20 protein-coding genes are annotated in these 23,457 nt (G+C 51.8%); 7 read left to right on the top strand and 13 right to left on the bottom strand.

The genetic code is table 11. The features are described from left to right. Window positions 1-4: 4 nt before the first annotated feature. Genes CJA_RS19460 through CJA_RS20010 form a run of 5 tightly spaced genes read right to left on the bottom strand, consistent with a single transcriptional unit; the run spans window position 5 to window position 5,199 of the window. Complete coding sequence (locus tag CJA_RS19460) at window positions 5-166, bottom strand: hypothetical protein (protein WP_012487641.1); 162 nt, start codon at window positions 164-166, stop codon at window positions 5-7. A 46-nt stretch (window positions 167-212) separates the two neighbouring features. Next, window positions 213-1,571 (bottom strand): di-heme oxidoreductase family protein, encoded by a 1,359-nt coding sequence (locus CJA_RS09890; RefSeq protein WP_012487640.1) that lies wholly within the window; start codon window positions 1,569-1,571, stop codon window positions 213-215. Continuing rightward, window positions 1,568-2,851 (bottom strand): ABC transporter substrate-binding protein, encoded by a 1,284-nt coding sequence (locus CJA_RS09885; RefSeq protein WP_012487639.1) that lies wholly within the window; start codon window positions 2,849-2,851, stop codon window positions 1,568-1,570. The genes CJA_RS09890 and CJA_RS09885 overlap by 4 nt, the downstream gene beginning before the upstream one ends. Before the next feature lie 9 nt (window positions 2,852-2,860). Beyond that, window positions 2,861-4,894, bottom strand: coding sequence for a TonB-dependent receptor plug domain-containing protein (locus CJA_RS09880; RefSeq protein WP_012487638.1), 2,034 nt, complete (start codon window positions 4,892-4,894; stop codon window positions 2,861-2,863). 56 nt (window positions 4,895-4,950) lie between these two features. Beyond that, on the bottom strand, window positions 4,951-5,199 hold the full coding sequence (locus CJA_RS20010; RefSeq protein WP_012487637.1) for an assimilatory nitrate reductase: 249 nt from the start codon (window positions 5,197-5,199) through the stop codon (window positions 4,951-4,953). A 214-nt stretch (window positions 5,200-5,413) separates the two neighbouring features. Between CJA_RS20010 and msrA the strand changes: the two genes are divergently transcribed. Next, window positions 5,414-6,682, top strand: a complete 1,269-nt coding sequence (msrA, locus tag CJA_RS09875; protein ID WP_041552215.1) for a peptide-methionine (S)-S-oxide reductase MsrA — start codon at window positions 5,414-5,416, stop codon at window positions 6,680-6,682. A gap of 234 nt (window positions 6,683-6,916) precedes the next feature. Here the strand turns inward: msrA and CJA_RS09870 are convergent, their stop codons facing one another. The 5 genes from CJA_RS09870 to CJA_RS09850 all read right to left on the bottom strand — a co-directional run bounded on the left by CJA_RS09870 (window position 6,917) and on the right by CJA_RS09850 (window position 13,187). Then, entirely contained in the window at window positions 6,917-8,323 is a 1,407-nt protein-coding gene (locus tag CJA_RS09870) for a multicopper oxidase family protein (RefSeq protein WP_012487634.1), read from the bottom strand. Next, the gene (locus CJA_RS09865) at window positions 8,316-9,743 is read right to left on the bottom strand and encodes a TolC family protein (protein WP_041551429.1); all 1,428 of its coding nucleotides are present in this window, start codon (window positions 9,741-9,743) and stop codon (window positions 8,316-8,318) included. Before CJA_RS09865 ends, CJA_RS09870 begins: the two co-directional genes overlap by 8 nt. A gap of 457 nt (window positions 9,744-10,200) precedes the next feature. Next, complete coding sequence (gene cueR / locus CJA_RS09860) at window positions 10,201-10,698, bottom strand: Cu(I)-responsive transcriptional regulator (RefSeq protein ID WP_012487632.1); 498 nt, start codon at window positions 10,696-10,698, stop codon at window positions 10,201-10,203. A 13-nt stretch (window positions 10,699-10,711) separates the two neighbouring features. Continuing rightward, window positions 10,712-12,982, bottom strand: coding sequence for a heavy metal translocating P-type ATPase (locus CJA_RS09855; RefSeq protein ID WP_148208844.1), 2,271 nt, complete (start codon window positions 12,980-12,982; stop codon window positions 10,712-10,714). After that, window positions 12,975-13,187 carry a heavy-metal-associated domain-containing protein gene (locus CJA_RS09850; protein ID WP_012487630.1) on the bottom strand — a complete coding sequence of 71 codons (213 nt, stop codon included), beginning with the start codon at window positions 13,185-13,187 and terminating at the stop codon, window positions 12,975-12,977. The genes CJA_RS09855 and CJA_RS09850 overlap by 8 nt, the downstream gene beginning before the upstream one ends. 194 nt (window positions 13,188-13,381) lie before the next feature. Between CJA_RS09850 and CJA_RS09845 the strand changes: the two genes are divergently transcribed. The 4 genes from CJA_RS09845 (at window position 13,382) to CJA_RS09830 (ending at window position 17,046) form a co-directional block, all read left to right on the top strand. Continuing rightward, window positions 13,382-14,359, top strand: coding sequence for an HPP family protein (locus CJA_RS09845; RefSeq protein ID WP_012487628.1), 978 nt, complete (start codon window positions 13,382-13,384; stop codon window positions 14,357-14,359). Between the two features lie 110 nt (window positions 14,360-14,469). After that, entirely contained in the window at window positions 14,470-15,315 is an 846-nt protein-coding gene (locus tag CJA_RS09840; RefSeq protein WP_049765523.1) for a peptidylprolyl isomerase, read from the top strand. Between the two features lie 72 nt (window positions 15,316-15,387). Continuing rightward, the gene (locus tag CJA_RS09835; RefSeq protein ID WP_012487626.1) at window positions 15,388-15,753 is read left to right on the top strand and encodes a hypothetical protein; all 366 of its coding nucleotides are present in this window, start codon (window positions 15,388-15,390) and stop codon (window positions 15,751-15,753) included. A 141-nt stretch (window positions 15,754-15,894) separates the two neighbouring features. Continuing rightward, entirely contained in the window at window positions 15,895-17,046 is a 1,152-nt protein-coding gene (locus tag CJA_RS09830) for an IS4-like element ISCja2 family transposase (protein WP_012485938.1), read from the top strand. Between the two features lie 83 nt (window positions 17,047-17,129). Here CJA_RS09830 and CJA_RS09825 read toward each other — a convergent pair whose 3' ends face one another. Further along, window positions 17,130-19,157 (bottom strand): transglycosylase SLT domain-containing protein, encoded by a 2,028-nt coding sequence (locus tag CJA_RS09825; protein WP_012487625.1) that lies wholly within the window; start codon window positions 19,155-19,157, stop codon window positions 17,130-17,132. A gap of 282 nt (window positions 19,158-19,439) precedes the next feature. On the opposite strand from CJA_RS09825, the gene CJA_RS09820 reads away from it, so the two are divergent. Continuing rightward, entirely contained in the window at window positions 19,440-21,341 is a 1,902-nt protein-coding gene (locus CJA_RS09820) for an ATP-binding cassette domain-containing protein (protein ID WP_012487623.1), read from the top strand. Between the two features lie 3 nt (window positions 21,342-21,344). On the opposite strand, the gene CJA_RS09815 is transcribed toward CJA_RS09820, so the two are convergent. After that, window positions 21,345-21,800, bottom strand: coding sequence for a universal stress protein (locus CJA_RS09815; RefSeq protein ID WP_012487622.1), 456 nt, complete (start codon window positions 21,798-21,800; stop codon window positions 21,345-21,347). Window positions 21,801-21,953: 153 nt separating this feature from the next. Between CJA_RS09815 and CJA_RS09810 the strand changes: the two genes are divergently transcribed. Then, window positions 21,954-22,499, top strand: coding sequence for a hypothetical protein (locus CJA_RS09810; RefSeq protein WP_012487621.1), 546 nt, complete (start codon window positions 21,954-21,956; stop codon window positions 22,497-22,499). Here the strand turns inward: CJA_RS09810 and CJA_RS09805 are convergent. Then, window positions 22,486-23,193, bottom strand: a complete 708-nt coding sequence (locus CJA_RS09805; RefSeq protein WP_012487619.1) for a hypothetical protein — start codon at window positions 23,191-23,193, stop codon at window positions 22,486-22,488. The genes CJA_RS09810 and CJA_RS09805 overlap by 14 nt on opposite strands. Between the last annotated feature and the right edge of the window lie 264 nt (window positions 23,194-23,457).

Genomic DNA, 23,457 nt, shown 5'->3' with positions numbered 1-23,457 from the left:
TGGATCAGCCGTGAATACATGCACTGGCGACAGCGCGGTGGGCATCACTGGTTTGGGGGATAGCATGAATATAAAAAGAGGTGCGCACAAAGCGATCGGCATCACCTGCGGCATCGAAAAGTGACAAGTGCAGGATAAAATCTGTAATTTTCAGCGAGTATTTCATGGCTTTTTGCTCCTTAAACCTGAATAGAAGCAGGGTAGCTTCCTGTTTAGAGTGACAACAAAAACTGCTCCAGTTGCTCGCGTTTGCGGCGTGGTAATTGTTGATAACGGTCACGGGATTTTTTCGCTTCACCGCCATGCCAGAGAATGGCTTCTGTCAATGTTTGTGCGCGGCCATCGTGCAAGTAAGCCTGGTATTCGCTGATAGATTCAGTGAGGCCAATACCCCATAAGGGTGGTGTTCTCCACTCACGGCCGCTGGCCAAAAAATCCGGGCGCTGGTCGGCCAAGCCTTCACCCATATCGTGCAACAAGAGATCGGTATAGGGCTGGAGGGAAAGGTTAGCCAGTGTGGTATGCGGGTAATCCTTCGCGGTTTGCAATTGTGGCTTGTGGCAAATAGCACAGCCAATATCCGCAAAGATTTTTTCACCGGATATCACATCTGTCGCATCTGTGTTGCGCTGTGCGGGCACAGCGATATGGCGAAAATAAAATTCCAGGTCATCCAGCTGTGTATCACTTAATTCGGGTGAGCCCCCACTGGGTGCTTGTCGGCAGGCGTGTTGGCGTGGCTGGCAGTTTTCCCTGGGTAGTAAATTCGAGGTAATTCCCAGGTCATTATGCATAGCTTCGGCTATTTGGCTACGCAAACTGGCGACATTCGCTTTGGCTCCGAAGCGGCCGATGCGTGTTTGCTGGCTGGCGATATCCCATACGCGATTGACCTTACCGGTAATACCATCGGGTTTGGGTTGTTGCGCCATCGCTAACAAGTCCTCGTCGCTTACCGCTTCCAATAAACCTAATCCGAATACCGCCGGGCCTATGCGCGCGGAGGTTAATACAGGTTTAAGTTTTCCATAGCCCAATTCACTGAAACGTATGCTCGGTTTGCGCAGGCGTACTGGCGTCCCGTCCGCCAGGATGTGTGTGTGATATTCCCATACCACTTGTGCACGGCCTTCACCAGGGACACCTGGTACGCCTTCTTCATTCAATTGGGTGCCATAAACCGGGTGGGGTTTGGGGCCGGCGGTTGCGCTTTTACCGGGAACCGATAAGCGTACCAGCATGGATTGCATCCGTTCACCAGCTTCCTCGGGTGCGCGACCGCGGCCATTTTTGGGATGACAGGAGACACAAGCGATCCGGTTATAGAGTGGTCCCAATCCCACCAGGGTATCGCTGGCGGGAGCTATCACCCAGCTTTGGCGAAACAGATGGCGTCCGCGAAAAAAGCGAGCCTGATCTTCCCGATTAAGTCCGCGAAAAGGTTGGCCATAGGCTTCGCGAGTTTGGTTATGGGTTATGTGGGGTTGAATGATAGTGACAGTGCCTTCGGCTATTGCCCTTTGAACCAGGATGAGCAATAACACCATCACACAGGTTCGCCATTCCATCATGGGTTTTCCAAGAGTTGCCGGGCTTTGGCAATCCGCTGATCGGTCGCTGCCCGCCAACCTTGCTCGGGTTCACGCAATTCAGGTTTGGCGCCTTCCAGGCGATTGCGAAATTGCTGCTGTAACCGGGGATCAGCGGCTGCGCTTTCCGGAAGGGGAGCTGCCGTTAATAATTGGCGCAATGTCGTTTGCGGTTTTCCGGCGGCTTCCAGCGCATGTAACCTTTGCCACAACTCGCGTTGTTCTTGGTGGCGATACGCCAGGTGATGATCGAACAATGCGCTAATAACGCCCAAGCGGTTGCGTCCGCGGTCATTGTCGTAATCCAGTTCACCGCGCGCTGCTGCCGCAAAAGGGCGGTAGTAGTCGGCAGGTAACTGCGCATAAACGCCGGGGCGTACGGGCAACTTGCGAATATCGGCGTGGGTCAGTAACTGTTGACCCTGTTCCGATAGCACAAAGGCGGCAAAGGTTTTTGCTGCCGCTACTTTATCTGTACCTGCGGTAATCGCAATATGGGCCGGGTTGATACCGCCGCGCTCCGGGTAGACAAAATGGATAGGTGCACCATTGGCGATGGCCGAGGCGATAAAAAAGTCTATGGATAAGCCTAGGGCAAATTCACCCGAAGCTAACTTATCGCTAATAAAACCACCGCCTTGTTCCAACAATTCAGCGTTGCCGCTGATTTCACTCCACAGTGCCCAACCGGCGTCCCAACCATAGGCTTGCAGGGGAATATCGATTAACACAGGGGCAAACCCAACCCTGGCCGGATTGGGCAGTAATATATGTCCAGCCAGTGCAGGGTTGGTCAGGTCGCGCCAGGTTTGCGGCGCAGCAAGACCTAATGTAGTGAGGGTTTGGGTATTGATGGCAAAACCAAAGCCGGCAATTTCGCTGGCGATAAAATAATGGTCGGGGTCACGCAAGCGGGTTTTACCAATTACCTCGGGCAAACCGGTGAAATCTATATCCAGTTTACGCAATGCACCTTCAACTTTGAGTTGGTTAAAGGTGCGCGGTGAGGGCGACCAGTAGACATCCACACCGCCCTGTTTGGGCTGTTGCAGATAGGGCAGGGCGTCCTGGGGCATGCGCCAGATAATTTGCAGGCGATACTGTGGATAAGCCTTTTCAAACGCAGCCTCCATGCGCGCTGTTACTTCAGCCGGGTAGCTGGTCATCACCTTGAGGGTTAGCGTTTCCGCTTGTACCGGCAGCGCAACACTGGCAATCACCAGTGCTGCGCAGTGTAATAATCGACGACGTACAGGATTCATTGCCGCCTCCTAGAGACTGTAATTCATTTGCAAGAACCAGGTGCGGCCCGCTTCAGGGAAACCTTCACTGTACTCATACAGGCGATCAAACGCATTGCGTACACCGGTTTCGATCAATAATTTTTCATCGAGAATGCGATAGCCGGTTTTTAGATTGGTCACACCAAAGCCACGGGTTTGTTGCACTCCATTGCTGGTGGTGTAGCGGGAGGACGCGGCCTCGGTGGTTGCTGTCAGGTTCCAGGCATCGGTGATATTCCAACGCAGATCTACTGCGATCTTATGGCGTGGTGTATCAATTAAATGCACACTGGGTGAAGTGATATTGTCGCGTTCAAGGTAACTGTAGGCGGCGCCCAACTCCCAATGGTTGAGCGAAAGGCGAACCCCGGTATCCACACCGGTTGCGCGCACTTCGCCGATATTTTGCATTTGCGAGCAGGGCGGCGAACTGCAAGCACTGGCAGGAATGCTAATGGCCTGGATCATATCGCTAATGTCTGAACGGAACACACTGATATCCCAGCGCAAGTGCGTGGACAGCGTGTACTCGTAACCCAGTTCTATATGGTCAGCGGCTTCACTGCGCAACTCCGGATTGGGAATAGCGCTGCCCATGCGATAGGAAAAACGATCCTTGATGGTGGCAAAACGGTGTTTGCGTGCAGCGGTCAGGTGGATGCGACTCTCATCCGATAAACGATAAAACACTCCCAGGGTGATATTGTTGGCGCTGTTGTCGCCTTTGGGAAAATCTGAAATTTCACCGGTATTCGCATTGTAGTCTTCTGCCTCCAGGCTTTCGCGCCAATCGTGGGAAACGCCGGCAACCAGCGATAAGGTATCACTGATATTGTGGGTGTCTTCCAATGCGACAGATTGGGTGCGATCACTGGTGCGGCGCACAGGCTCGCCGGCGTTGTATTCGCGATGCACATCCTCTTTCCAATGGTAGGCCGCCTTGAGCAGGTTGCGCTCACTCAACCGGAAATCCAGTTGGGCGCTGGCGCCGTTGGTGTAGTCGTCATACCAGCTTCTGAACGATGAGGGACGGTTCTGGGTGGTGTAGGTGGCGTCGTCATAAGTGAACAGTGAGTTTTGATAGGTGTCGTGATAGGCGCGCACTTTCAAGCTGACCCTGTCCCATTGGGTATTGGAGAGCAGATAGAGACTGTCTTTATCCCAGGTGGGCCACTGCCAGAAGCGGGCATTGATGGTGCCGATGGCGCCGGCATAGGGCGGGTTGCCCTTTTCACCTTGTTGCGATGAATAGCTCAGGCTGTATTCATCTGTTGCGTTGGGGGTCAGCGCCAGCTTGAGGCTGTACTTGCGGTCGTCGCTGTAACTGTTCTCGCGCTTGCCGCCATCTTCAAAGCGCCGTTCAGGAAAGTCATCGGGCAGGGCGAAATAATCCATATCCAGGTAAGAGATTCCGCCCTGCAAATACCACCCGCCCTGATTGCTGCCGATATTGGCGTAAACCCGGCGGGAATTGTTGTCGCCATCATCTGCCCAGGTGGTACCGGCACCGATTTCGCCTTCCAATAAATCGCCCGGCTTGCGGCTGACCAGATTGATCGCACCGCCCAGGGTATTGGGGCCGTAAATCAGCGAACTGAAACCCTTGGCCACATCGATATGGGCGATACCAAAGGTATTGAAGCGGCCCAAGTCCACATAGCCGTCATAGGGCACATAGACCGGAATACCATCGAGAAATACCGGAACCTGGCGCAGGTCAAAACCGCGCACATAGACCATCTCTTCATTGCGCGCGCCTATTTTGCTTAAGCTGACGCCGCTGCTGAGGTTTAGGGCTGAGCCCACCGTTTCCTTATCGTGGGCGCGGATAGTGTCAATACTGATGCGCTGGGTATTGTCGCGCTCGGTATCCTGGGCATTGGCGGTGACCACAATGGTTTCGAGTTTTGGATCGCCGGTATTGGCGAGTACAGTGGCGCTAATACCCAGTGCAGATATTGTGGCAATTACAGTGGCTAATGGTGCGGGTTTCAGATGTTGTGTTTGCATCTTTTGTTTCATGGTCTGTCCTCGGTCTTTAAGTAAAATTCGATATATTTATATGTATATATCGATGGTTAAATTTTTTTAGCGCAGAACCTGGCTTGATCTGAATTACAGGTATTCCCCTTGGCGTAAAGACGCTTATTACCGGACACCTTGGCAATCTTGCCGTCTATGACATCTATCACTATGCCGCAACCAACGCCGCAATAGGGACAAACGGATTTGATGGAGTTGTTATTGCTCAAGGTTATACATCGATATATATGATTGGATATAGCGATACATAGCAAACTGGGGGCCAATCCTATAAAAATGATCACTCAATGCATAATTGATCTATTTTTGTGCTTTATTATGTTTATTTTCTGGTGTAGCACCAATATAGACTCATTTATGTGGCGCAATTTTTATTTTTTGGTGCGTAAAATGAGGGGCGTGCACAATGAAGATGCAAAATTTAGTTGTTATCAGCTTGTAACAAATCCCCCTATATCAAACTCTAACCAGAGAATTTATTGGCGCCTGGAGAATGTCATGCTTAAAGCCAGATTGTTACTGATATTGCTTGTGAATAGTTGGCTATTGGGGGCTTATGCACAGGCAGAGCCCAAGGATATGCCTGCCACCCGCAACCTGGACACCATCGTTGTCGGGGCAGGTTGTTTTTGGGGTGTTGAAAAGCGCTTTGAAGCGATCAAGGGGGTGGTCGATGTGGTTGCAGGTTATGCCGATGGCAAGGGGATTGAGCCAAATTACAGGGCAATCACGCAATACACCAATAAACACAATCCAAACAATCATGCGGAAGTCGTACAAATCACCTACAACCCGACAGTCATCAGCCTGGATGTATTATTGCAACGCTATTTTGAAATGCATGACCCCACCCAGTTGAATCGCCAGGGGAATGATGTGGGTACGCAATACCGCTCCGTTATTTTAACCAACAGCGAAGCCCAGGCCGGGATTGCACAGCAGGTGTTAATTGCCTATCAGGTACTGTTAACCAAAGCAGGCTACGGGGCAATCACTACGCAAATAAAATCCTTGGTGAAATTCTATCCCGCTGAGGATTACCATCAGGACTACCTTGCCAAAAAACCTAATGGTTACTGTCCGGATCACTCCACGGGGGTGCGCTTTGAAGACAATATCAAATCGATCCCGATGGTCGATAATACGGCCCTGCTTAACGGCAAGCATATCCTGGTGATTGATGCCGAAGACTTTTGCCCCTACTGTAAAAAATTTAAAGAGGATGTTGCCCAAGGCTATAAAGGTGATATCCCGATGCATTTTCGTTATGCAACCCAACTAAATGGGCTGGTATTAAAAACACCGACCTGGGCTACACCCACGATTTTATTAGTGCAGGATGGCAAGGAAGTATTTGGCCGCCAGGGTTACATGAGCCCCGAACAATTCTATTTACTGTTAGGTAAGTTCAAACTCGGTGACAGCGAAGCATTTAATGTTGCATTCGAAGAAAGTACCGACGCCCGATTTTGCAAACAATACGAAATTTTCAAGAATACACCGGACGGTATTTTTGTAGACAAGTTAAGTGGTGCTCCCTTATTTGATACGCGTGACCGCTTTGACTCTGGAACTGGTTGGCTGTCCTTTACCAAAGCGGTCGATGGTGCCGTCATTGAAAAGCCTGATAACAGCTATGGTATGCGGCGCACGGAAATTCGCGCGAAAGTTTCGGGTATCCATCTGGGCCATGTGTTTGATGATGGCCCCAATGGCAAACCACGTTATTGCATCAACGCCACCGTATTGGATTTTGTTGCGCGATAAAAATCCCAGCGAACAACAGCAACAGATGTGATGGTTTTTTATGGCCTGCTATCCCTGGCGACCACCCTCCGGGCCGCCGCTGACGCGGCGTTGAAAATTTCTCCCGGAAATTTTTTATGGCTCAATGCCCAACTCGTGCAATATATCGTCCTTTAATTGCTGCAAGTCCGGGTCGGACAAGCGGCGCGGATGGGTGTCCTTTGACGGTTGCGCTCGTCCATGAGCGGGGAAAGTCTAAACGGGAATCCCCTCGGGCAGGGCATTCACCGGTTTTGCCTGAGTGCCTTCGGGCGGCGAATAGAGTCCGGGATCGCCATCCAATAGATCGCGCACCCTGACCAGGCTGAACATGCCGCCCATTTCGATATTGCCGTAACGCCCCTTGCCCATCATCATCGGCAGGGTATTTTCCGGGCCGGGCATATGGCCTGAGTCGGTGTGATCCTGGTGTCCGCCCATGCCCTGTTCACCCATGGCCATATAGCCGGGCACTAGCTGTGCTATTTGCGCCTCCGGTTGTTTTACCCCGAGCATATTGGGAATACCGTGCCCCATGGCATTCATGGTGTGGTGGCTCATATGGCAGTGGAAAGCCCAATCGCCCGGCACCGCGGTAAATTCAATATCGCGCGCCTGTCCCACGCCGACAATTTCGGTGACCTCCTTGCGCCATTGATGTTGTGGCCAGCGGCCACCATCGGAGCCGGTGACTTCAAATTGCACGCCGTGCAAATGAATCGGGTGGTTCCACATGGACAGATTGCCGGTGCGGATGCGCACCCGCTCACCGGTTTGCGCGACCATGGATTCAATTGCCGGGAATACCTTGCTGTTCATGGTCCATAAATCAAATTCACTCATTACACTCGGGTCGGGCCTATAGGTGCCCGGGTGAACGGCCCAATTGTGCAGCAGTAAGGCGTAATCGCGGTCCACCACCGGTTCATCGGGTGTTTTAGGATGAATGATAAACAGACCCATCATGCCCATGGCCAACTGCACCATTTCGTCGGCGTGTGGGTGATACATGTGGGTGCCGTGTTGTTGCAGGGTAAATTCATACACAAAGGTTTCACCCGGTTGAATAGGCTTTTGCGTTAAACCGCTGACACCATCCATCCCCCAGGGCAAGAGAATGCCATGCCAGTGGATACTGGTGTGCTCGGGCAATTGGTTGGTAACAAAAATGCGCACGCGGTCGCCCTCTACCACTTCGATGGTGGGGCCGGGTGTACTGCCGTTGTAGCCCCAGGCTTTGATTTTTGTGCCAGGAGCAAATTCGTGTTCAATTTCCTGGGCGATCAAGTGAAATTCCTTAATCCCTGCATTCATTTTGTAACCCAGTGTGCGCCCGTTAGGTGTTATCACCGGACGATATCCCTGATCCGTGATTGCAGGTTTTTGGGTACTGACGTGGGGAATTTCCTGATTAAAAAGGGATTTCCCCTCAATATTATGGTGATGCCCCTGGCTTGGATTATGTGGTGATGCGGGTTGGTCCTGGTGGTGATGGGTTGAATGGTCAACCTTGTCCTGCATGGCGTGATGATCATGCGCATGGTGTTCCTGGGCTCGCAAGGGCAAGCTGGCAGCAACCAGTCCGGCAGCACTGCTGATTAATAAGTTGCGACGATTAATCATGATGATGCTCCTGATGCGAATGCTGATGCTGTGTGCCTGGCATGGATTGCAATGCTATTGCTAGTGGTTTGGCGATGGCCAATTCCAGGTCTGCCCTGGCCTGCCAGTAGGTTTTAAGGATTTGGATATTTTGTTTGTGCAAGTTAATTACTTCACGTTTATCGTTCAATAATTCAAATGGGCTGGCGAGCATAAAGTTCACTTCGCGCAGCGACAGAACAAGGCGCTTTTCAGCAATGGGCAGGGTAGTTTGTAGCAGGGCCAGGGATTGCTGTGTTGCATCGAGCGTCATCAATGCCTGGGTAATTTCCCTTTCTATGTTTAATAGGGTCTGATCGTAATTGGCTTGTGCAATAGCCAGTTCTGCATCCAGCACAGCCTGTTTCCCCTGTGCACGATTGAACAGGGGGAGTGCAAATTCAATTTCTGGCCCTATATTCACTGCACCGTCAAATTCACGTTCTGCATTGACGCCTAGTTTCATATCGCGCCAGCCGGATTCCTTGCGCAATAGCTGCCTGCGTTGCTGCAATTGATCCTGTTGCAGCCGAATCAATTGCAAGTCCTGGCGGCTTGCCATGGCATCAGCCAGCAATTGGTGTCGATTAAACCTGTCTTGCGGTGGGAGTGGTAAATCATTTGGCAGGGTAATAGCGCTGGTTGAGGCTATGCCCAGCTGTTGCAATAAGGTCAGTCGCGCGGATTCAGCCTTCTGCACGGCATCCAGTTGTTGCAGGCGCACAAGGTTTAATTCTTTTTGATAATAGAGAAAGCGATTCTCGGGAATATTGCCCGCTGCATAGAGCCCTTGTGCCAGGTCGTGCTGTGCCTGTGCAGTGGCAAGCAATTGCGCGTACATGGCTTTTTCTTGTTGTGTTGCCAGGGCTTCGTAGTAGTTGTGTGTTGTTGTACTGATCAACTTATGGATGGATACCTGTAATTCCAATTGTGCACTGGCTAATTGTTGCTGTGCTAATTGACGCTGTAAGGGGCGCGTGAAAAAACTGAGCAAGGGCTGGCTGATACCCGTTTCCAATTGCCAGCGTCCACCATCCTCGGGCCTTAGGGCTCCTAGTGCCAGATGAGGGTTATCGATAAGTTGCGCTTGCAACACACTGGCATCGGCAATGCCCAGGCGGGCGATAGCCTTACGCACCTGGGGCGAATACTGCAGCATGAGCTGCAAGCTGGTCGGCAAATCGAGGGGCTTAATGAATACATTGGACGTCGGTAACTCCTGGGGATTGGCGTTATGTAAAACCAATCCTGGCCAGGATTGGTGGTAAGTCTGTGCAAATTGTTCCTGCGCTTGGGGCAGGCTGGACAGTGGTTCACGCGTGGCGCAGGCACTCATGGCCAGGCTGCTGATAACCAGCAGCCATCGGAATAGCCGATGGGCCGAGTATGGAACAGGCTTCATGGAGTGTATCTCGTACAGGTTTTTTAAAAGGCGTGGCAAAGCCAGGCTATTAATCGCATCAACTTGACGAGAATCGGGGGGGACGCTGTGGAGTTGCCAGGACTATCGAATCAGGTGATAAGAACAGGAAAGGAACTGTGAGCAGGTCCTGTGGCATAAGTACCGATATTACTGTGGTTTCTATTGCCGCAGAATGCCAGTGGCATGCAAATTGACAGTGTTTGCAACTAAAACGGGAATCAGTGTTTTGAGGGGCGCTGTCGTTGGCTGCTGTTGGTGTAGTTTGATGGCACCCCGGTGTTGGATTTGTGTGTTCCAATGTTGCAGCAGATGTTGCTGTCAGGGCGTCCAGCTGGACACAATGAGCCCATTGGCCCGCTATTGCCTGCAGTGGTAACCACAGGCAAAGCGCAATGATCCATTTGTGATAGCGTTGTGTCAGCGTCATGGTTGGCTATTAATGTTGGCAGCAGGGCTCAATAATAACGCAATTGGTCAGTCCGGCGAGACCTTCAATCCCCTCAAGGATAGGGCAATCCGGGCGATGATCGCCATGGCATTGGTTGGCCAGGGCATTCAACGCTTCGCGCATATGTTGCAAGGCGTTAATCCGCTCATCCATAGTGCGAATATGCTCCAGTGCCAGTTGTTTTACTTCGGCACTATTGCGTCCGGCGTCCTGCCACAGGTCAAGCAAAATAGCGATCTGTTTCATGGAGAAGCCAAGGTCGCGGGCGCTGCGAATAAACTTCAATAGATGGATATCCCGGGGCCGATATAAACGGTAGTTAGCCTGGGTGCGGCCTGTTGGGTTTACCAGCCCCAGGGATTCGTAGTGACGGATCATTTTAGCGCTCAGACCAGTATGCCTGGCGACCTCACCGATGCTATAGAGCCCTTGTGCATGGGCATCTGCCAATTCCAGTGTTGGTGTGTGTTGTCGGTTGGCACTCATGGGGACATCTCCATCAGGTTGCACGCCAGGAGCGTAAGCGAAGTGCATTGGTCACCACGAATACGCTGGACAAGGCCATGGCGCCTGCGGCAAAAACAGGTGACAACAGGATACCCAGCACCGGGTAGGCAAGGCCGGCCGCCAGGGGAATCAAGGCCACATTGTAAGCAAATGCCCAGAATAAATTCTGTTTGATATTGCGCATGGTTGCCTGCGCCAATCCCAGCCCTTGTGCAACTGCATTAACATCGCCGCGCACTAAAACAACATCCGCGCTTTCAATGGCGATATCGGTACCTGTTCCCATGGCCAGGCCAACATCGGCTTCAGCAAGGGCAGGGGCATCGTTGATACCATCGCCGACAAATGCAATTTTTCCCTTGCGTTGGCGCAGTGTTTTTACAACATTGACTTTTTGTTCCGGTAATACCTCAGCAACCACATCATCAATCCCCAGTTGTCTGGCAATTGCCTGTGCCGTGCGCGTGTTATCTCCGCTGACCATGGCCAGTTTATAGCCAAGTTGATGCAAGGTATCCAGGGCCTCCCTGGTGCCGGGCTTGATGGTGTCAGCCAATGCCATGATGCCCGCTACACGGCCATTTACGGCGAGGTAAATCGGGGTTTTTCCTTCGTGGGCGAGGCGCTCTGCATTAGCCGATAGGCTGTCAATCGCCAAGCCTATATGCACCATTAATCGATCGGCTCCGATATACAGGATTTGTTCGCCCGCCGGGGTTTCGAGTTTTGCTTTTAGGCCAAACCCGGGAATTGCTTCAAACTGGAGGAGCCTGGGTAGCGTTAACGCCTGTGCAGCGGCAGCCTTGATCAACGCTTGGGCGATAGGATGTTCCGAATGTTGTTCGGCCGCTGCTGCAAGGGCGAGCAACTCCGCACTGTTGATACCGTCTGCGACGATAAAGTCTGTCAATTCAGGTTTGCCCTGCGTCAGGGTTCCGGTTTTATCAAAGGCGATAACACGAACCTCTGCCAGGGTTTGCAATGCATCGCCTCGACGAAAGAGTATTCCCAGGTTCGCAGCCCTGCCTGTGGCCACCATAATCGATGTTGGTGTCGCCAAGCCCATGGCACAGGGGCAGGCAATAATCAGTACCGCAACTGCATTGACCAGGGCAAAACTGAGTGCCGGTTGCGGACCAACCGCCAGCCAAACGGCAAACGTCACCAGTGCAATCAGCATCACTGCCGGTACAAACCAACGCGTGACTTGATCTACGACTGCCTGGATAGGCAGCTTACTGCCCTGCGCCTGTTCAACCAGTTGGATAATCCTGGCAAGTAATGTGTCTTTGCCAACATGGGTGAGTCGATAGGTAAGGGAACCTGTGGTATTGAGTGTTCCACCAATCAGGTTATCGCCGGCTTTTTTGTTAATAGGCAAGGGCTCACCGGTCATCATGGATTCATCGACATAGGATTGGCCTTCAAGTAACTGGCCATCCATGGGAATACGCTCACCGGGGCGCACCAATACGACATCGCCCGGTTTCAGGGCAGTGACATCAACTTCCTCGGGCTGGCCATCGCGCAGGCGCTGAGCCTTGTGTGGTTGGAGTTTGATTAACTGGCGAATGGCTTCGCTGGTACGCCCTTTGGCACGAGCCTCCAGCAAACGGCCCAACAAAATAAGGGTGACAATAACTGCAGCTGCTTCGTAGTAGACATGGACAGCCTGGGCAGGCAACCAATCGGCTTTAAAGGTGGCGACCAGCGAATATCCCCAGGCCGCAAGGCTACCCAGGGCAACCAGTGAGTTCATATCCGGTTGCAAACGGAATAGGGCTGGCAGCCCCTTGCGATAAAAGACCTGCCCGGGGCCGAACATGACCCATGTCGTTAATATGGCCTGTATGATCCAATGGTTATTTCCCAGGGTCGCTATGATCCAGTGGTGCAGGGCAGGGATCAGGTGTCCGCCCATTTCCAGTAAAAACACAGGCAGGGTTAACAAGGCGGCTATCCACAATTGGCGTTGCAGGTTGTTGCGCTCTTCCTCCTTGTCATCGATAGCCGTGGCGTCTGTAGTGAGTAAGCTGGCATCGTAGCCTGCTTTTTCTACGCTGCTGATCAATTGCGGGGTAATACCGGCTGTGTCCGTACCATCAGCCAGCTCGATATGCGCCCGTTCAGTAGCCAGGTTGACATTCACCCCGGTGACGCCAACTACCCTGGACAAGGCGCGCTCCACATGGCCGACACAAGAGGCACAGGTCATCCCTTCAATGTGCAGGTCGAGACTTGCTTCTGTCGCAGTATTAGCCATGCGGGATTTCCTCCAACCCATCGCCGTAGCCGGCCTCTTCCAGAATATGCACCAGTTGGCCCTTGTCCAATCCGGTTTGGATATCTACCCGGTGGCTTGAGGGGAGTGCACTGATACTGGCCTGCGGATCTTGCCGCTGGATTGCACGGGTGATTGCGCGTGCACAGCCATCACAGGTCATCGCAGGAACATGGAAACGGTACATACAAACACGCCTCTTTTCGGTAATTATCCAGGCTCAGGATAATCCTTGACATCATGGTAAGGTCAAGCGGGTACAGGGCCAATGATCCAGGTCAATCCTGCCTGTTTATTTTGTGTAAGGATTTGGCGAATGAGTTTGATCTGCCAAGCATCTCGCACTAGGATGCTGCACTTTTATGGTGCGGAACAATACCTATGTCTGTTAATCATTGGCTGCATGAAGCTCGCGCGTTATTGGGGATAGAGCGCAATACCACGAGTCATCACGAGAAACTGGTTTCTGCCTTGGGGGCTTTCCTGGGTATCCTGGCTGTCTATTGGGGAACCCGCTGGTATTTCCCCCATGGTTTTATGCACACTGCAGGCACATTGATCATGGTGACCTCCATGGGAGCGTCAGCCGTATTGCTATTTGCTGTCCCCCAGGGAGCCTTGTCACAGCCATGGCAAGTATTGGGCGGACACTTGATTTCCGCTTTTGTCGGTGTCAGCTGCCAGCAGATGTTCCCGGATCAAACCTGGACTCCCGCGCTGGCAGTCGGTCTGGCTGTCGGTGCCATGCACTATGCACGCTGTATTCATCCACCCGGCGGTGCGACTGCGCTTGCCGCGGTGATTGGCGGGCCTGAAATCTACCGCCTGGAATACTACTACCTGTTGATGCCTATCCTGGTGAATGTGACCAGTATCCTGCTAATGGCGGTTGCGTTTAATGCGCTGTTTCCCTGGCGGCGCTACCCGGCCCATCTCACTCGCCGAACCCTGGCCAAGCCAACCAAAACTTCAGAGCGTCAATACGAGCTGACCCAGGAGGACTTTTCGGCGGCTATGGAAGAGTTGGATTCCTATATCGATATTACGCATGACAACTTGACCCAGCTATTGGAGTTGGCCAAACAACACGCTGAAAAAAATATTACCCATCCCAATGAGATTATTGCAGGTCGCTACTACAGCAATGGCAAACTGGGGAACTTGTGGAGTGTGCGCCAAGTCATAGACGCCGCTGACAGCAGCCCGTCGGCGAATAAGGATCAGGTTATTTATAAAACGGTGGCGGGCGATGGTGCCTATGCAACGGGAATTTGCCTGCGCACTGAATTCCGTCTCTGGGCGCGCTATGAAGTAAAGCCCCAGGCCAACGGACACTGGTTAAAGTGTATCGATGAATAGGCGCGTATAACGGCAGATTACAAAATGCTACAACGGAAGTCGTGTTGTCATGCCTCCATTCGGCTAATATGCCATTATTTGCCAAGATCAACCTTGAGGTTATTACCATAATGAAATTGCCGTTTGCTCAAATCCTGAACAACGTTATCGGCCACCCCCTGAAAACCACTGCCCTTGGGCTTGGTTTGTTATGTGGTGCCCATGCCCACGCAACGATAGTGGAGGTGCAAACGGTTTTGGGCAATGTTCAAATTAACTTGTTCGATCACGACCCGGCAACCAAGGCAACCGTTGATAACTTCCTCAACTATGTCGAAGGTGCAGAGGGTTACGGTAATTACGAAAATAACGTGATTCACCGCGTAACCAGCTCATCGTCAGGAAAATTGTATGTTGTCCAGGCTGGTGGTTATTTTTACGATGGCAGCCTCCCGCTGAAATCGGTGAAAACCGGCCCCAAAATCACCAACCAGCCAATCTATTCGAATGTGCGTGGCACAGTTGCCATGGCTAAGCAATCCTCAGGTCCGGATACCGCCAGCAGCCAGTGGTTTTTCAACCTGAATGATGTGAATGCGGAAAATCTGGATACCCAAAATGGCGGATTTACCGTTTTCGGCCAGGTGATCAGTGGTATTGACGTCCTGGATGCCATAGCTGCCCTGAATCGCTTCAATATGCGCTCGCCCCTGGATGCAATCCCCCTGCGTGACTATACCGCTGAAGACGCTACAAATAACGTCACTGTTGATGATCGCCACCTGGTGCTGATTAGCAATATCCTGGTTGTCAACGCAGATCCCAACTCAGCAGCAACCCTTAATCCGGTCAAAAATACCCTCATCAATAAAAAGAGTGATGGCAGCAGTTCTGTCGGCCTGTGGATGCTTGCCCTGTTGGGGTTAATGGTCGGATTGCGCCGGGCCAAGGCTAAATATATCGCTAAAGAGTGCTAAACTCGTCGATGATCCTGTTTGGGCCCAGGTTATTCTGATGTGCCCTCATCTAATCATCGAAGGAGTATCGCCATGATTACGTACCTCTACTGGTTTGCTGTTATTGCCGTTAGCCTCTTTGTATTCTGGGGCATTGGACGTTATTTCAAAGCCAAAGTGGGTTTTATTGGAGGCCTGATCGTTCTTATTATTGGCTGGGGTATGTATGTGTTTCACTACGAGCAATATTTTGTAAAGCATTGGGGGGGAGTGATGACGCTCACTGTTCCCGATGGCGAAATGCATATGCAAGCAACCTGGAAGGACGATAACCTCTGGATTGAAAATTACGATCCGGCCAAAAACCAGTGTATTTTTCGTGAGTACTCCAAAGGGAATTTGCTGGAAGGCAGGGTGACAATAAAGAATTGTAATCCTTTATTGTCAAAACCCCAGTGAGGGTTTTATCCAGATTAACCAATAAAAAAGCGGCATGACGCCACTGCTGTCCCATAGTTTGTAGATAAAAGAAAAGCCTGTTTTCCAAGTTGATACAATGTAAGTGCGACCAAACATTGGTAAAACAAAGGAAAACAGGCTTTGTCACATTCTAACACCGCATTTCATCAACTACTCAAACCTTTATCGAGACATGAATTTGAAGCGGAAGCTAAAAAGCATCATGTCGGCCAAAAATTGCGCTCGGCCACCCGCTGGGATCAATTTGTCGGCATGGCCATGTCGCAGCTCTCTGGCCGCCAAAGCTTGCGTGATATTCAATCCAATCTCGAAGCACAGCAGCATAAACTTTATCATCTCGGTGCCAAGCCAATAGCCCGTTCAACGTTGGCACGAATCAACGAAGTACAGCCCGCCGAACTCTACAAACACGTATTTGCTCGTCTGCTTCACCGCTGTAAATCCATGCAGGGCAAACACAAATTCCAGTTTAAAAATCCGCTGTACTCCCTTGATGCCAGCGCGATTGATTTATCGCTGTCGGTATTTCCCTGGGCGGCGCATCGAGATGACACAGCAAATGTAAAATTAAGTGTTGGCCTGAATCATGGCACCCAAGTGCCGGAGTTTGTCGCACTCAGTGATGGCCAGGAAAACGACATGATTGAGGGACGAAAATTTGATTTTCCCAAAGGCAGCATCGTTGCGTTTGATAAAGGCTACGTGGATTACCGCTGGTTTAAGTTATTGACAGATAAAGGAGTTTTCTTTGTAACCCGCTTGCGCGCCAAAGCCGTCTATCGCGTGGAAGAACGTCGCTATGCCGACAGCAGCAAAGGTATTATCAGTGATCAGGTCATTCAATTATCCAGCGCTCATGCGATCAAACGCGGCGCACCGAAGTTGCGTCGAATTGGCTATCGTGACGCAACAACCGGCAAATTCTATGAGTTTCTCACCAACAACTTTCAGCTGGCGGCGGCCACAATTGCAGCGATTTATAAGGATCGCTGGCAGGTGGAGTTGTTCTTCAAAGCGATCAAACAAAACCTGAAGATCAAAGCGTTTGTGGGCACTTCAAGAAATGCGGTGTTAACACAAATTTGGATTGCCATGATTACGTATCTATTGTTGGCATTTTCGCGTCACAGCACTAAAGCGGGATGGACAGTTCAACGGATCATGAGGGTAATTCAGTTAAATTTGTTTGAGCGTAGGAGTCTAAAAAGCATCCTGATACCGGACCCGCCGAATCATAAAAAAAGCGAGCCTCAAATGAGGCTCGCCTTATGAGTAGAACTATGGGACAGCAGTGGGCCTTGTGCCGGTTTTTTTGTTAAACATCATGTTCAGCGCTACTTGTGAGTGCAGCGATACTAAAGTTGGGTGTTGGCTTCTTCCGGGGTGATGAAGTTTTGTTTTTGCCCCAGGCGGTAAGCGTATATCACCGAGAAAGACAGCACATTTTGGACATAGCCTCGGGTCTCCCTAAAGGGGATAGTTTCTATCCATACATCGTAGGGAAGCTGACTGTCTTTTTCCTTATTAAGCCATTGGCGCACCCGGCCAGGGCCAGCGTTATAGGCGGCGGCTGCCAAAATACGATTGCCGTCATAGGTTTTGAGCAGTTGCTCCAGGTAATGGCTGCCCAAAGCGATATTTTTTTCCGGTGTCAGCAGATCCTGTTGATGAAAGCTCAAGCCATTACGCTGTGCCGTCTGCTTGGCGGTGGAGGGTAATAGTTGCATCAAGCCTACTGCGCCTGCCGGTGATTTTGCGTCGTGCATAAAGGCGCTTTCCTGGCGTGTTACTGCCAAAATCAACAGGGGATTAACCGAGGTCTTTTTCGCTGCCTTGGCGACATGGTCCTGGTACAGCACCGGGAAACGCACTTCCAGGTCATCCCAATAGTTTCCATCTACCATGGCTTGTATGCCCTGGCGATACCACCCCCAGCTCTTGGCCAGTCTCCCGGCAATTGCAATGTCCTGGGCTGGCAGGCGGCGGGTGCTATAGAACCATTCGCGGCTGGCTGCACTCATATTCCCCATTAAATAGAATTCACGTGCCCGCTGAATGCCAGGGTGATTTTCGACCTTGGTCAGTTGTTCCGGGGTAAAGGTTACCGGGCGGTCGAGCAGGTGGTAATCGATACCGGTTTTATCTGCGGAAAGGAAACCATAAAAGCTGCGCTGCGGTGCGAGGCTGGCATAAATCGCCGTGGGCGTTTCACCGTTGTGCTCAAGAATTTTCAATTCTTCCATCGTGCGTGCGCGCCAATAGCGCCAGCGTTCGGTTTGGCGTGCATCGTCGGGCAGGCGAGTCAGCCACTCGTTGACTTTCTCCCAATCCTGGCGTCGCAGTGATTCGCGAATCAGCCATTCAACCAGGTCCAGGCGGCTTAAGTCCGGCGATGAGGCGACCAGTAATTCTGCCTCCCGATCTTTTTTCTGGTGTAGCAGGCGCAATGCAATTTGATGTTTGATATGCAGGCGGTCCGCATCTTCGAAGAGTTGTTGGGCATCATAGTGTTGCCACAGGCGAAGGGCATCACTGGCATCCTGGCGGGCATATTTTTCCAGCCCCAGCAGGATGATGCTTTTCATTTCCGGTGTCTGCTGTGAAAAACGCGTGGTTTGTTTAATCAGTCCGGGATTGGCGTTTACCTGTTGTAATTGCAGGGCCAGGGGTTGTTTTGCAGCAGGCAACTGGCGCGCGAGATAGCCGGCCATTCCCACATCGCCAGCGCGTACCACTTTTAAATGCCGGCTCCAGATCAGCTCCGGCGTCATACGCCCGGCTTTTTTCCACTGTTCGAAGACTGGATCGCAGGCCTTGGATTGGGTTTTTTCGATATTCCATAAGCTATCGGCTTCAACCAGGGCGCTGGTGTCTTTGGTTTCCAGGCGGGCGCGCAAGTTGAGGCAAGCCAGCTCCGGGTCGCTGAGGCGCGCATCATAAAAACGGCGATAGTCCTGCCATTGCTGGCGTTGGGCCAGGGTGCGCAACCAGCGATGGGTAAGGCGCTCGGCGAGGAAAGAATCCGGATAACGGGCAAAAAAGCGCTCTACATCTTTGTAAGGCAGGTTGACCAGGCGGGGAACCAGCTCCTCATATTCCAGGTAGGTGAGCAATGGATAGCCGGCCAATTGCTCGCTCAGGCGATGGAATTCAGTGGTGTTTTTGGCACTGAGCGCCTTTTGGGCAGCAGCATACTTTTTACGTTGCACCGTGTATTGGTCGGGCTTGGTGGGTATATGGCTGCTCGCAAGCGCAATACCCGGTGGCGCAACGGCCTGTTGCGTCGATGTATTGTTAGCCAGGGACAAAGGGGCAAGGCTACAACCCAGGATGAGGCTGACACTTAAGCCAAGCGGGTGAAATAACAGGCGGGTAAAACTCATGGATACCTCAACAACAATTCATCGGTGATTGCGCTTGGTTGGCCTGGGTGACTGGGATATGATTCGCCCCCATTTCATGGCAACTACGGTCTTCCTGTTGGTGCCCTCCTGCTTGGGTGTTGTGGCACTCCTTGGTTTTTATCGAAGACAGGAAACGCAATCATTGGCAAAGACTGATCTGGCGCGGCAGTGATGCCGGTCATAATGCCCTTGAGAATAACAGTCAACAGCCTCGTCTGCCAGTCACATTTAGGCTCAAAAAACACTTGAATTATTCCTTCTATGTCGCTGATTAAAATTGAAAAAGCCCATTTGGGCTACGGCCTGCAAGTTATTCTGGACGATGTTGAGTTCAACATCGAAAAAGGCCAGCGCCTGTGCCTGATTGGGCGCAATGGAACCGGTAAGTCGACACTGCTTAAAGTGATCGCCGGTGAGGTGGATCTGGACAAAGGCGAGGTGATTCGCCAGGGCGGTATCCGCATTGCCCGGCTGGAGCAGGATTTGCCGGAGCCGGATGACCGCCGTGTATTTGATGTGGTTGCGGCAGGTTTCAAAGGCGTCGGGGATTTGCTGGCGGAATACCGTCAGTTAGCCCATAGCGATGCCCTGGATGATGCCGGCCTGGCGCGTATGACCCAATTACAGCTGCAAATCGAAGCTGCCGATGGCTGGTTGTTGCAGCAAAAAGTGGAGGAGGTGTTATCTCGCCTTGCGCTACCGGCAGAGCGCTTTATGCGTGAACTCTCCGGTGGTTGGCGCCGTCGTGTTGCCCTGGCCAAGGCCTTGGTGTTGGAGCCGGATGTCCTGTTGCTGGACGAACCCACCAACCATCTCGATATCGCTGCTATTGAATGGCTGGAAAAGCAGTTGTTGGCGTTTAATGGCGCCCTGGTATTTATCACCCATGACCGCTCCTTGCTGCAGGCACTGGCGACCCATATTGCCGAATTGGATCGGGGTCGGTTGCGCTACTGGGCCGGTGATTACGCCAGCTTCCTGGTGTATCGCGAACAGGCACTGGCGGATGAGGCGCGCCACAATGAGTTGTTTGATAAGAAACTGGCACAGGAAGAGGTGTGGATCCGCCAGGGCATCAAGGCGCGGCGCACGCGTAACGAGGGCAGGGTGCGGGCGCTGAAAGCCTTGCGTGACACCCGTGCCCAGCGGCGTGAGCAAGTGGGCAAGGCCAGCTTTAGCCTGGCCAGTGGAGAGGCATCCGGTAAATTGGTGGCAGAGCTGAGCCAGGTCAATTATCGCTGGGGCGATAAGGTGATCGTCGATAACTTTTCAACCAGCATCGTGCGCGGTGATCGCATTGGCTTGGTGGGTGCCAATGGCGCCGGCAAAAGTACCCTGTTGAAACTGATCCTGGGGGAACTTGAACCTCAATCTGGCCATATCCGTCGTGGCACCAATCTGCAAGTCGCTTATTTTGACCAACTGCGCGATCAGCTAGACCTGGATAAAAATGCGGTTGATAACATTGCTGAAGGGCGTGAATTTATCGATGTTGATGGCAAATCCAAACATATTTTTTCTTATCTAAGTGATTTTCTCTTCAGTGGAGAGCGTGCCCGTACGCCTTTGCGTGCCCTGTCCGGAGGAGAGCGCAATCGGGTTTTGCTGGCCAAGTTATTTAGCAAATCGGCAAACCTGTTGGTACTGGATGAACCTACCAATGATCTTGATGTGGAAACCCTGGAGCTACTGGAGGAAATACTGACAGATTATGAAGGAACCGTACTTCTGGTCAGCCACGATAGGGCATTTCTGAACAATTTGGTGTCCAGTGTTATTGCATTTGAAGGTAATGGACGCGTCCTGGAATATGTCGGCGGGTACGATGATTGGTTGCGCCAGGGGGGGCGCTGGACAGAGGATGCATTGCCTGTCGCCAAAAAGGAATCCGTGGAAGAAAAGCCTGTTATAAGTGACGCTCGCTCCTCGACCAAAACCCGCAAGCTCAGTTATAAGTTGCAAAAGGAATTTGATGAGTTGCCGTTAACCATCGAGCGCCTGGAAGAGGCGCTGGAGCACTTGCAAACCGAAGTAAACGCCCCTGATTTCTACAATCGGGCACAGGCCGATGTCGAAGCCAAATTAACGCAACTGGGACAGGTACAACAGCAGTTGGATAACTGTTTCGAGCGTTGGGCTGAGCTGGAGGATATGCAACAGTAGTTGCTATTCCCCCTTGGCACTTTTGTTGACCAGCACCGCTAGCACATCACAACTGGCGCCGTGCAAAACACTGTTAGGTGTGGACCCCAACAATAAGGCCAGGCCTTTGCGGCCGTGGGAGCCGACAATAATCAGGTCTGCACTTTCCTGTTCCGCCAAATAATGGAGTTCTGCCGCCGGTTGGCCAACCAGGACATGCTGCTGCTGGATTGGATAGTCGGTCAGTTTGGCCAGTTGTGCCAGTTCGGTTTCCGCTTTCTGGACTTGCTGTTCCTGGATACCGGACAGGTCTACCGGCATGTCGCCGCCATAGGCAAATGCGATGGGCTCCAATACATGGGCCAGGGTAAGTTTGGCGCGAAAGCTGGCTGCCAGGGCTGCTGCCTTGAGTAGCACTTGCGGACAGTCCTCGGCCAGGTCCAGTCCGACGATGATGTGTTGATACAGGCTGTTGCTCATGATTCCCCCTCGGTGAATATGCTGCGCCTTTTAGTGTAATCATATTCTCGTAGTGTAATCATAGTTCCCGGATTGTCATTTGGCAGGGATTGGTATTTTCCCGTTGGCTGATGTCAATAGTTCAGGTGTTGTTAGTCGGATCGGAAGAATCACATGAAGTTCCTGTTATTACTCGTAATTGCTATTGCATTGGTGGTTGGCCCTATGGCCATGCTCCGACCCAATCCGGAACAGCGCCGTCGCGAGCAGTTGCGCCTGGCCGCACGCGATTTGGGGCTGCGTTTTGCCATGCGTCATTTGCCGCGCCTGAAAACAGACCTGGAGGATTCGCCGGCTATCCCCTGTTATTACTTGCCTCCGCCAGAGTCTTGTATCCCTGAGTCCAATTGGATATTGATGCGCACGAGTTATGCCCATGAAGGGAATTTTTACCAGGAGTGGGATTGGATAGGGGATGGACGGCCTGCGTCCGCCGTGGCTGACTGGTTAAAAGAACAGATGACGACGGTACCTGTCTCTTTCAAAGCAATAGCCTCCGGAATGGCGGGCACCAGTGTTTACTGGACGGAAAAAGGTGTTGCCAAAACACCAGAGGAGCAAGCGGCCAGCCTGCAGTATTTGCATCAATTGTTAGTCGGAGTCCAGGCGAACGAAAAGGCTGCGCTATCAAGTCCCAAGCAAGCCTCTAGGCCAGGCTAAGTCGTTTGGGCTCGCTCAAGTCACGGCTCAAATTGTTGCGTGAGCCGTCAATCAATTCACTCAGTTCCTTGATTAACTTCAAGCGGCGTGGGTCTGGGTCAAGGGATTCCATCAATAATTGCTGGGCTTTACGGTAAAACGCCTGTGCAGAAAAGCGATCGCTGATAGCCATGCATTTATCTCCCTGGGCGACAAATGACATGACCGCCACCATCAAATGTGCCCAGCGCAATTCTTTCCGATAAATGTCCAGCTCTACCTCGCTGATTTTGCCTTGGACGGCGAGGTGTGGCATTAAATCAATCACCTCCAGCAAATGGGCCTGGCTCTTGGCAATTTGGGCATCGCTATCGCGCTGGTAGCTGGCGCGGTTGGTGTAGCTAGGGCTAGTGAGCTGGTTAGCATAGGCCTCTGCCTTGTGAATGGCGGTTTCTATATGCTCGGTATGGCGATCTTCCAATGCCAGAATCTGATTCAGCAGATCAATGATCCTATCGTTGATATGGCGCGCAATGGTCGGGTTGGCCAGGGTTTGCTCCAGGCACTGTAGCATGTCTTGCAGGGCTTCAACCTGTAACCTGAGCCTGCGCTGTTGTTGCCGGCGTTGGCGCTGGCGCTGCTGGATGCGGTTAAGAATACTGACCAGGAGCAGTGTCGCCAGCGTGATGAAGATCAAAATGGTGAGTAGAGTCATGCGAAATTGAAAACTGTCGACTATGGTTAGAAAACTTTGCCGGCCAAGAAAAGCCGGGATTGTTGTTTTATAGGTAAAACCATTGCAAAACAGAGACTTGCCATCATAGCTTCAAGTGGGTTCTGGATTGCAATACCGGCTCTTGATGCTTCTATATAGCTGCTTTATCTCAGGTTTGTGTAACAAAAGTCGCTTGACCACGGGGGGTTATCGACTTATATATGCGCACCTTTCGAGCCGGCACCGGAGTGATCCGGGTGAAAT

It is taken from the genome of Cellvibrio japonicus Ueda107 (assembly GCF_000019225.1).
Classification (GTDB): Bacteria; Pseudomonadota; Gammaproteobacteria; order Pseudomonadales; family Cellvibrionaceae; genus Cellvibrio; species Cellvibrio japonicus.
This window is presented reverse-complemented; position numbering and strand designations above follow the sequence as displayed.

Excerpts from the sequence above, each read along its gene's own strand:
- CJA_RS19460 (WP_012487641.1), bottom strand. The coding sequence starts at position 166 with ATGAAATACTCGCTGAAAATTACAGATTTTATCCTGCACTTGTCACTT.
- CJA_RS09890 (WP_012487640.1), bottom strand. The coding sequence starts at position 1,571 with ATGATGGAATGGCGAACCTGTGTGATGGTGTTATTGCTCATCCTGGTT.
- CJA_RS09885 (WP_012487639.1), bottom strand. The coding sequence starts at position 2,851 with ATGAATCCTGTACGTCGTCGATTATTACACTGCGCAGCACTGGTGATT.
- CJA_RS09880 (WP_012487638.1), bottom strand. The coding sequence starts at position 4,894 with ATGAAACAAAAGATGCAAACACAACATCTGAAACCCGCACCATTAGCC.
- msrA (WP_041552215.1), top strand. The coding sequence starts at position 5,414 with ATGCTTAAAGCCAGATTGTTACTGATATTGCTTGTGAATAGTTGGCTA.
- CJA_RS09870 (WP_012487634.1), bottom strand. The coding sequence starts at position 8,323 with ATGATTAATCGTCGCAACTTATTAATCAGCAGTGCTGCCGGACTGGTT.
- CJA_RS09865 (WP_041551429.1), bottom strand. The coding sequence starts at position 9,743 with ATGAAGCCTGTTCCATACTCGGCCCATCGGCTATTCCGATGGCTGCTG.
- cueR (WP_012487632.1), bottom strand. The coding sequence starts at position 10,698 with ATGAGTGCCAACCGACAACACACACCAACACTGGAATTGGCAGATGCC.
- CJA_RS09855 (WP_148208844.1), bottom strand. The coding sequence starts at position 12,982 with ATGGCTAATACTGCGACAGAAGCAAGTCTCGACCTGCACATTGAAGGG.
- CJA_RS09850 (WP_012487630.1), bottom strand. The coding sequence starts at position 13,187 with ATGTACCGTTTCCATGTTCCTGCGATGACCTGTGATGGCTGTGCACGC.
- CJA_RS09845 (WP_012487628.1), top strand. The coding sequence starts at position 13,382 with ATGTCTGTTAATCATTGGCTGCATGAAGCTCGCGCGTTATTGGGGATA.
- CJA_RS09840 (WP_049765523.1), top strand. The coding sequence starts at position 14,470 with ATGAAATTGCCGTTTGCTCAAATCCTGAACAACGTTATCGGCCACCCC.
- CJA_RS09835 (WP_012487626.1), top strand. The coding sequence starts at position 15,388 with ATGATTACGTACCTCTACTGGTTTGCTGTTATTGCCGTTAGCCTCTTT.
- CJA_RS09825 (WP_012487625.1), bottom strand. The coding sequence starts at position 19,157 with ATGAGTTTTACCCGCCTGTTATTTCACCCGCTTGGCTTAAGTGTCAGC.
- CJA_RS09820 (WP_012487623.1), top strand. The coding sequence starts at position 19,440 with ATGTCGCTGATTAAAATTGAAAAAGCCCATTTGGGCTACGGCCTGCAA.
- CJA_RS09815 (WP_012487622.1), bottom strand. The coding sequence starts at position 21,800 with ATGAGCAACAGCCTGTATCAACACATCATCGTCGGACTGGACCTGGCC.
- CJA_RS09810 (WP_012487621.1), top strand. The coding sequence starts at position 21,954 with ATGAAGTTCCTGTTATTACTCGTAATTGCTATTGCATTGGTGGTTGGC.
- CJA_RS09805 (WP_012487619.1), bottom strand. The coding sequence starts at position 23,193 with ATGACTCTACTCACCATTTTGATCTTCATCACGCTGGCGACACTGCTC.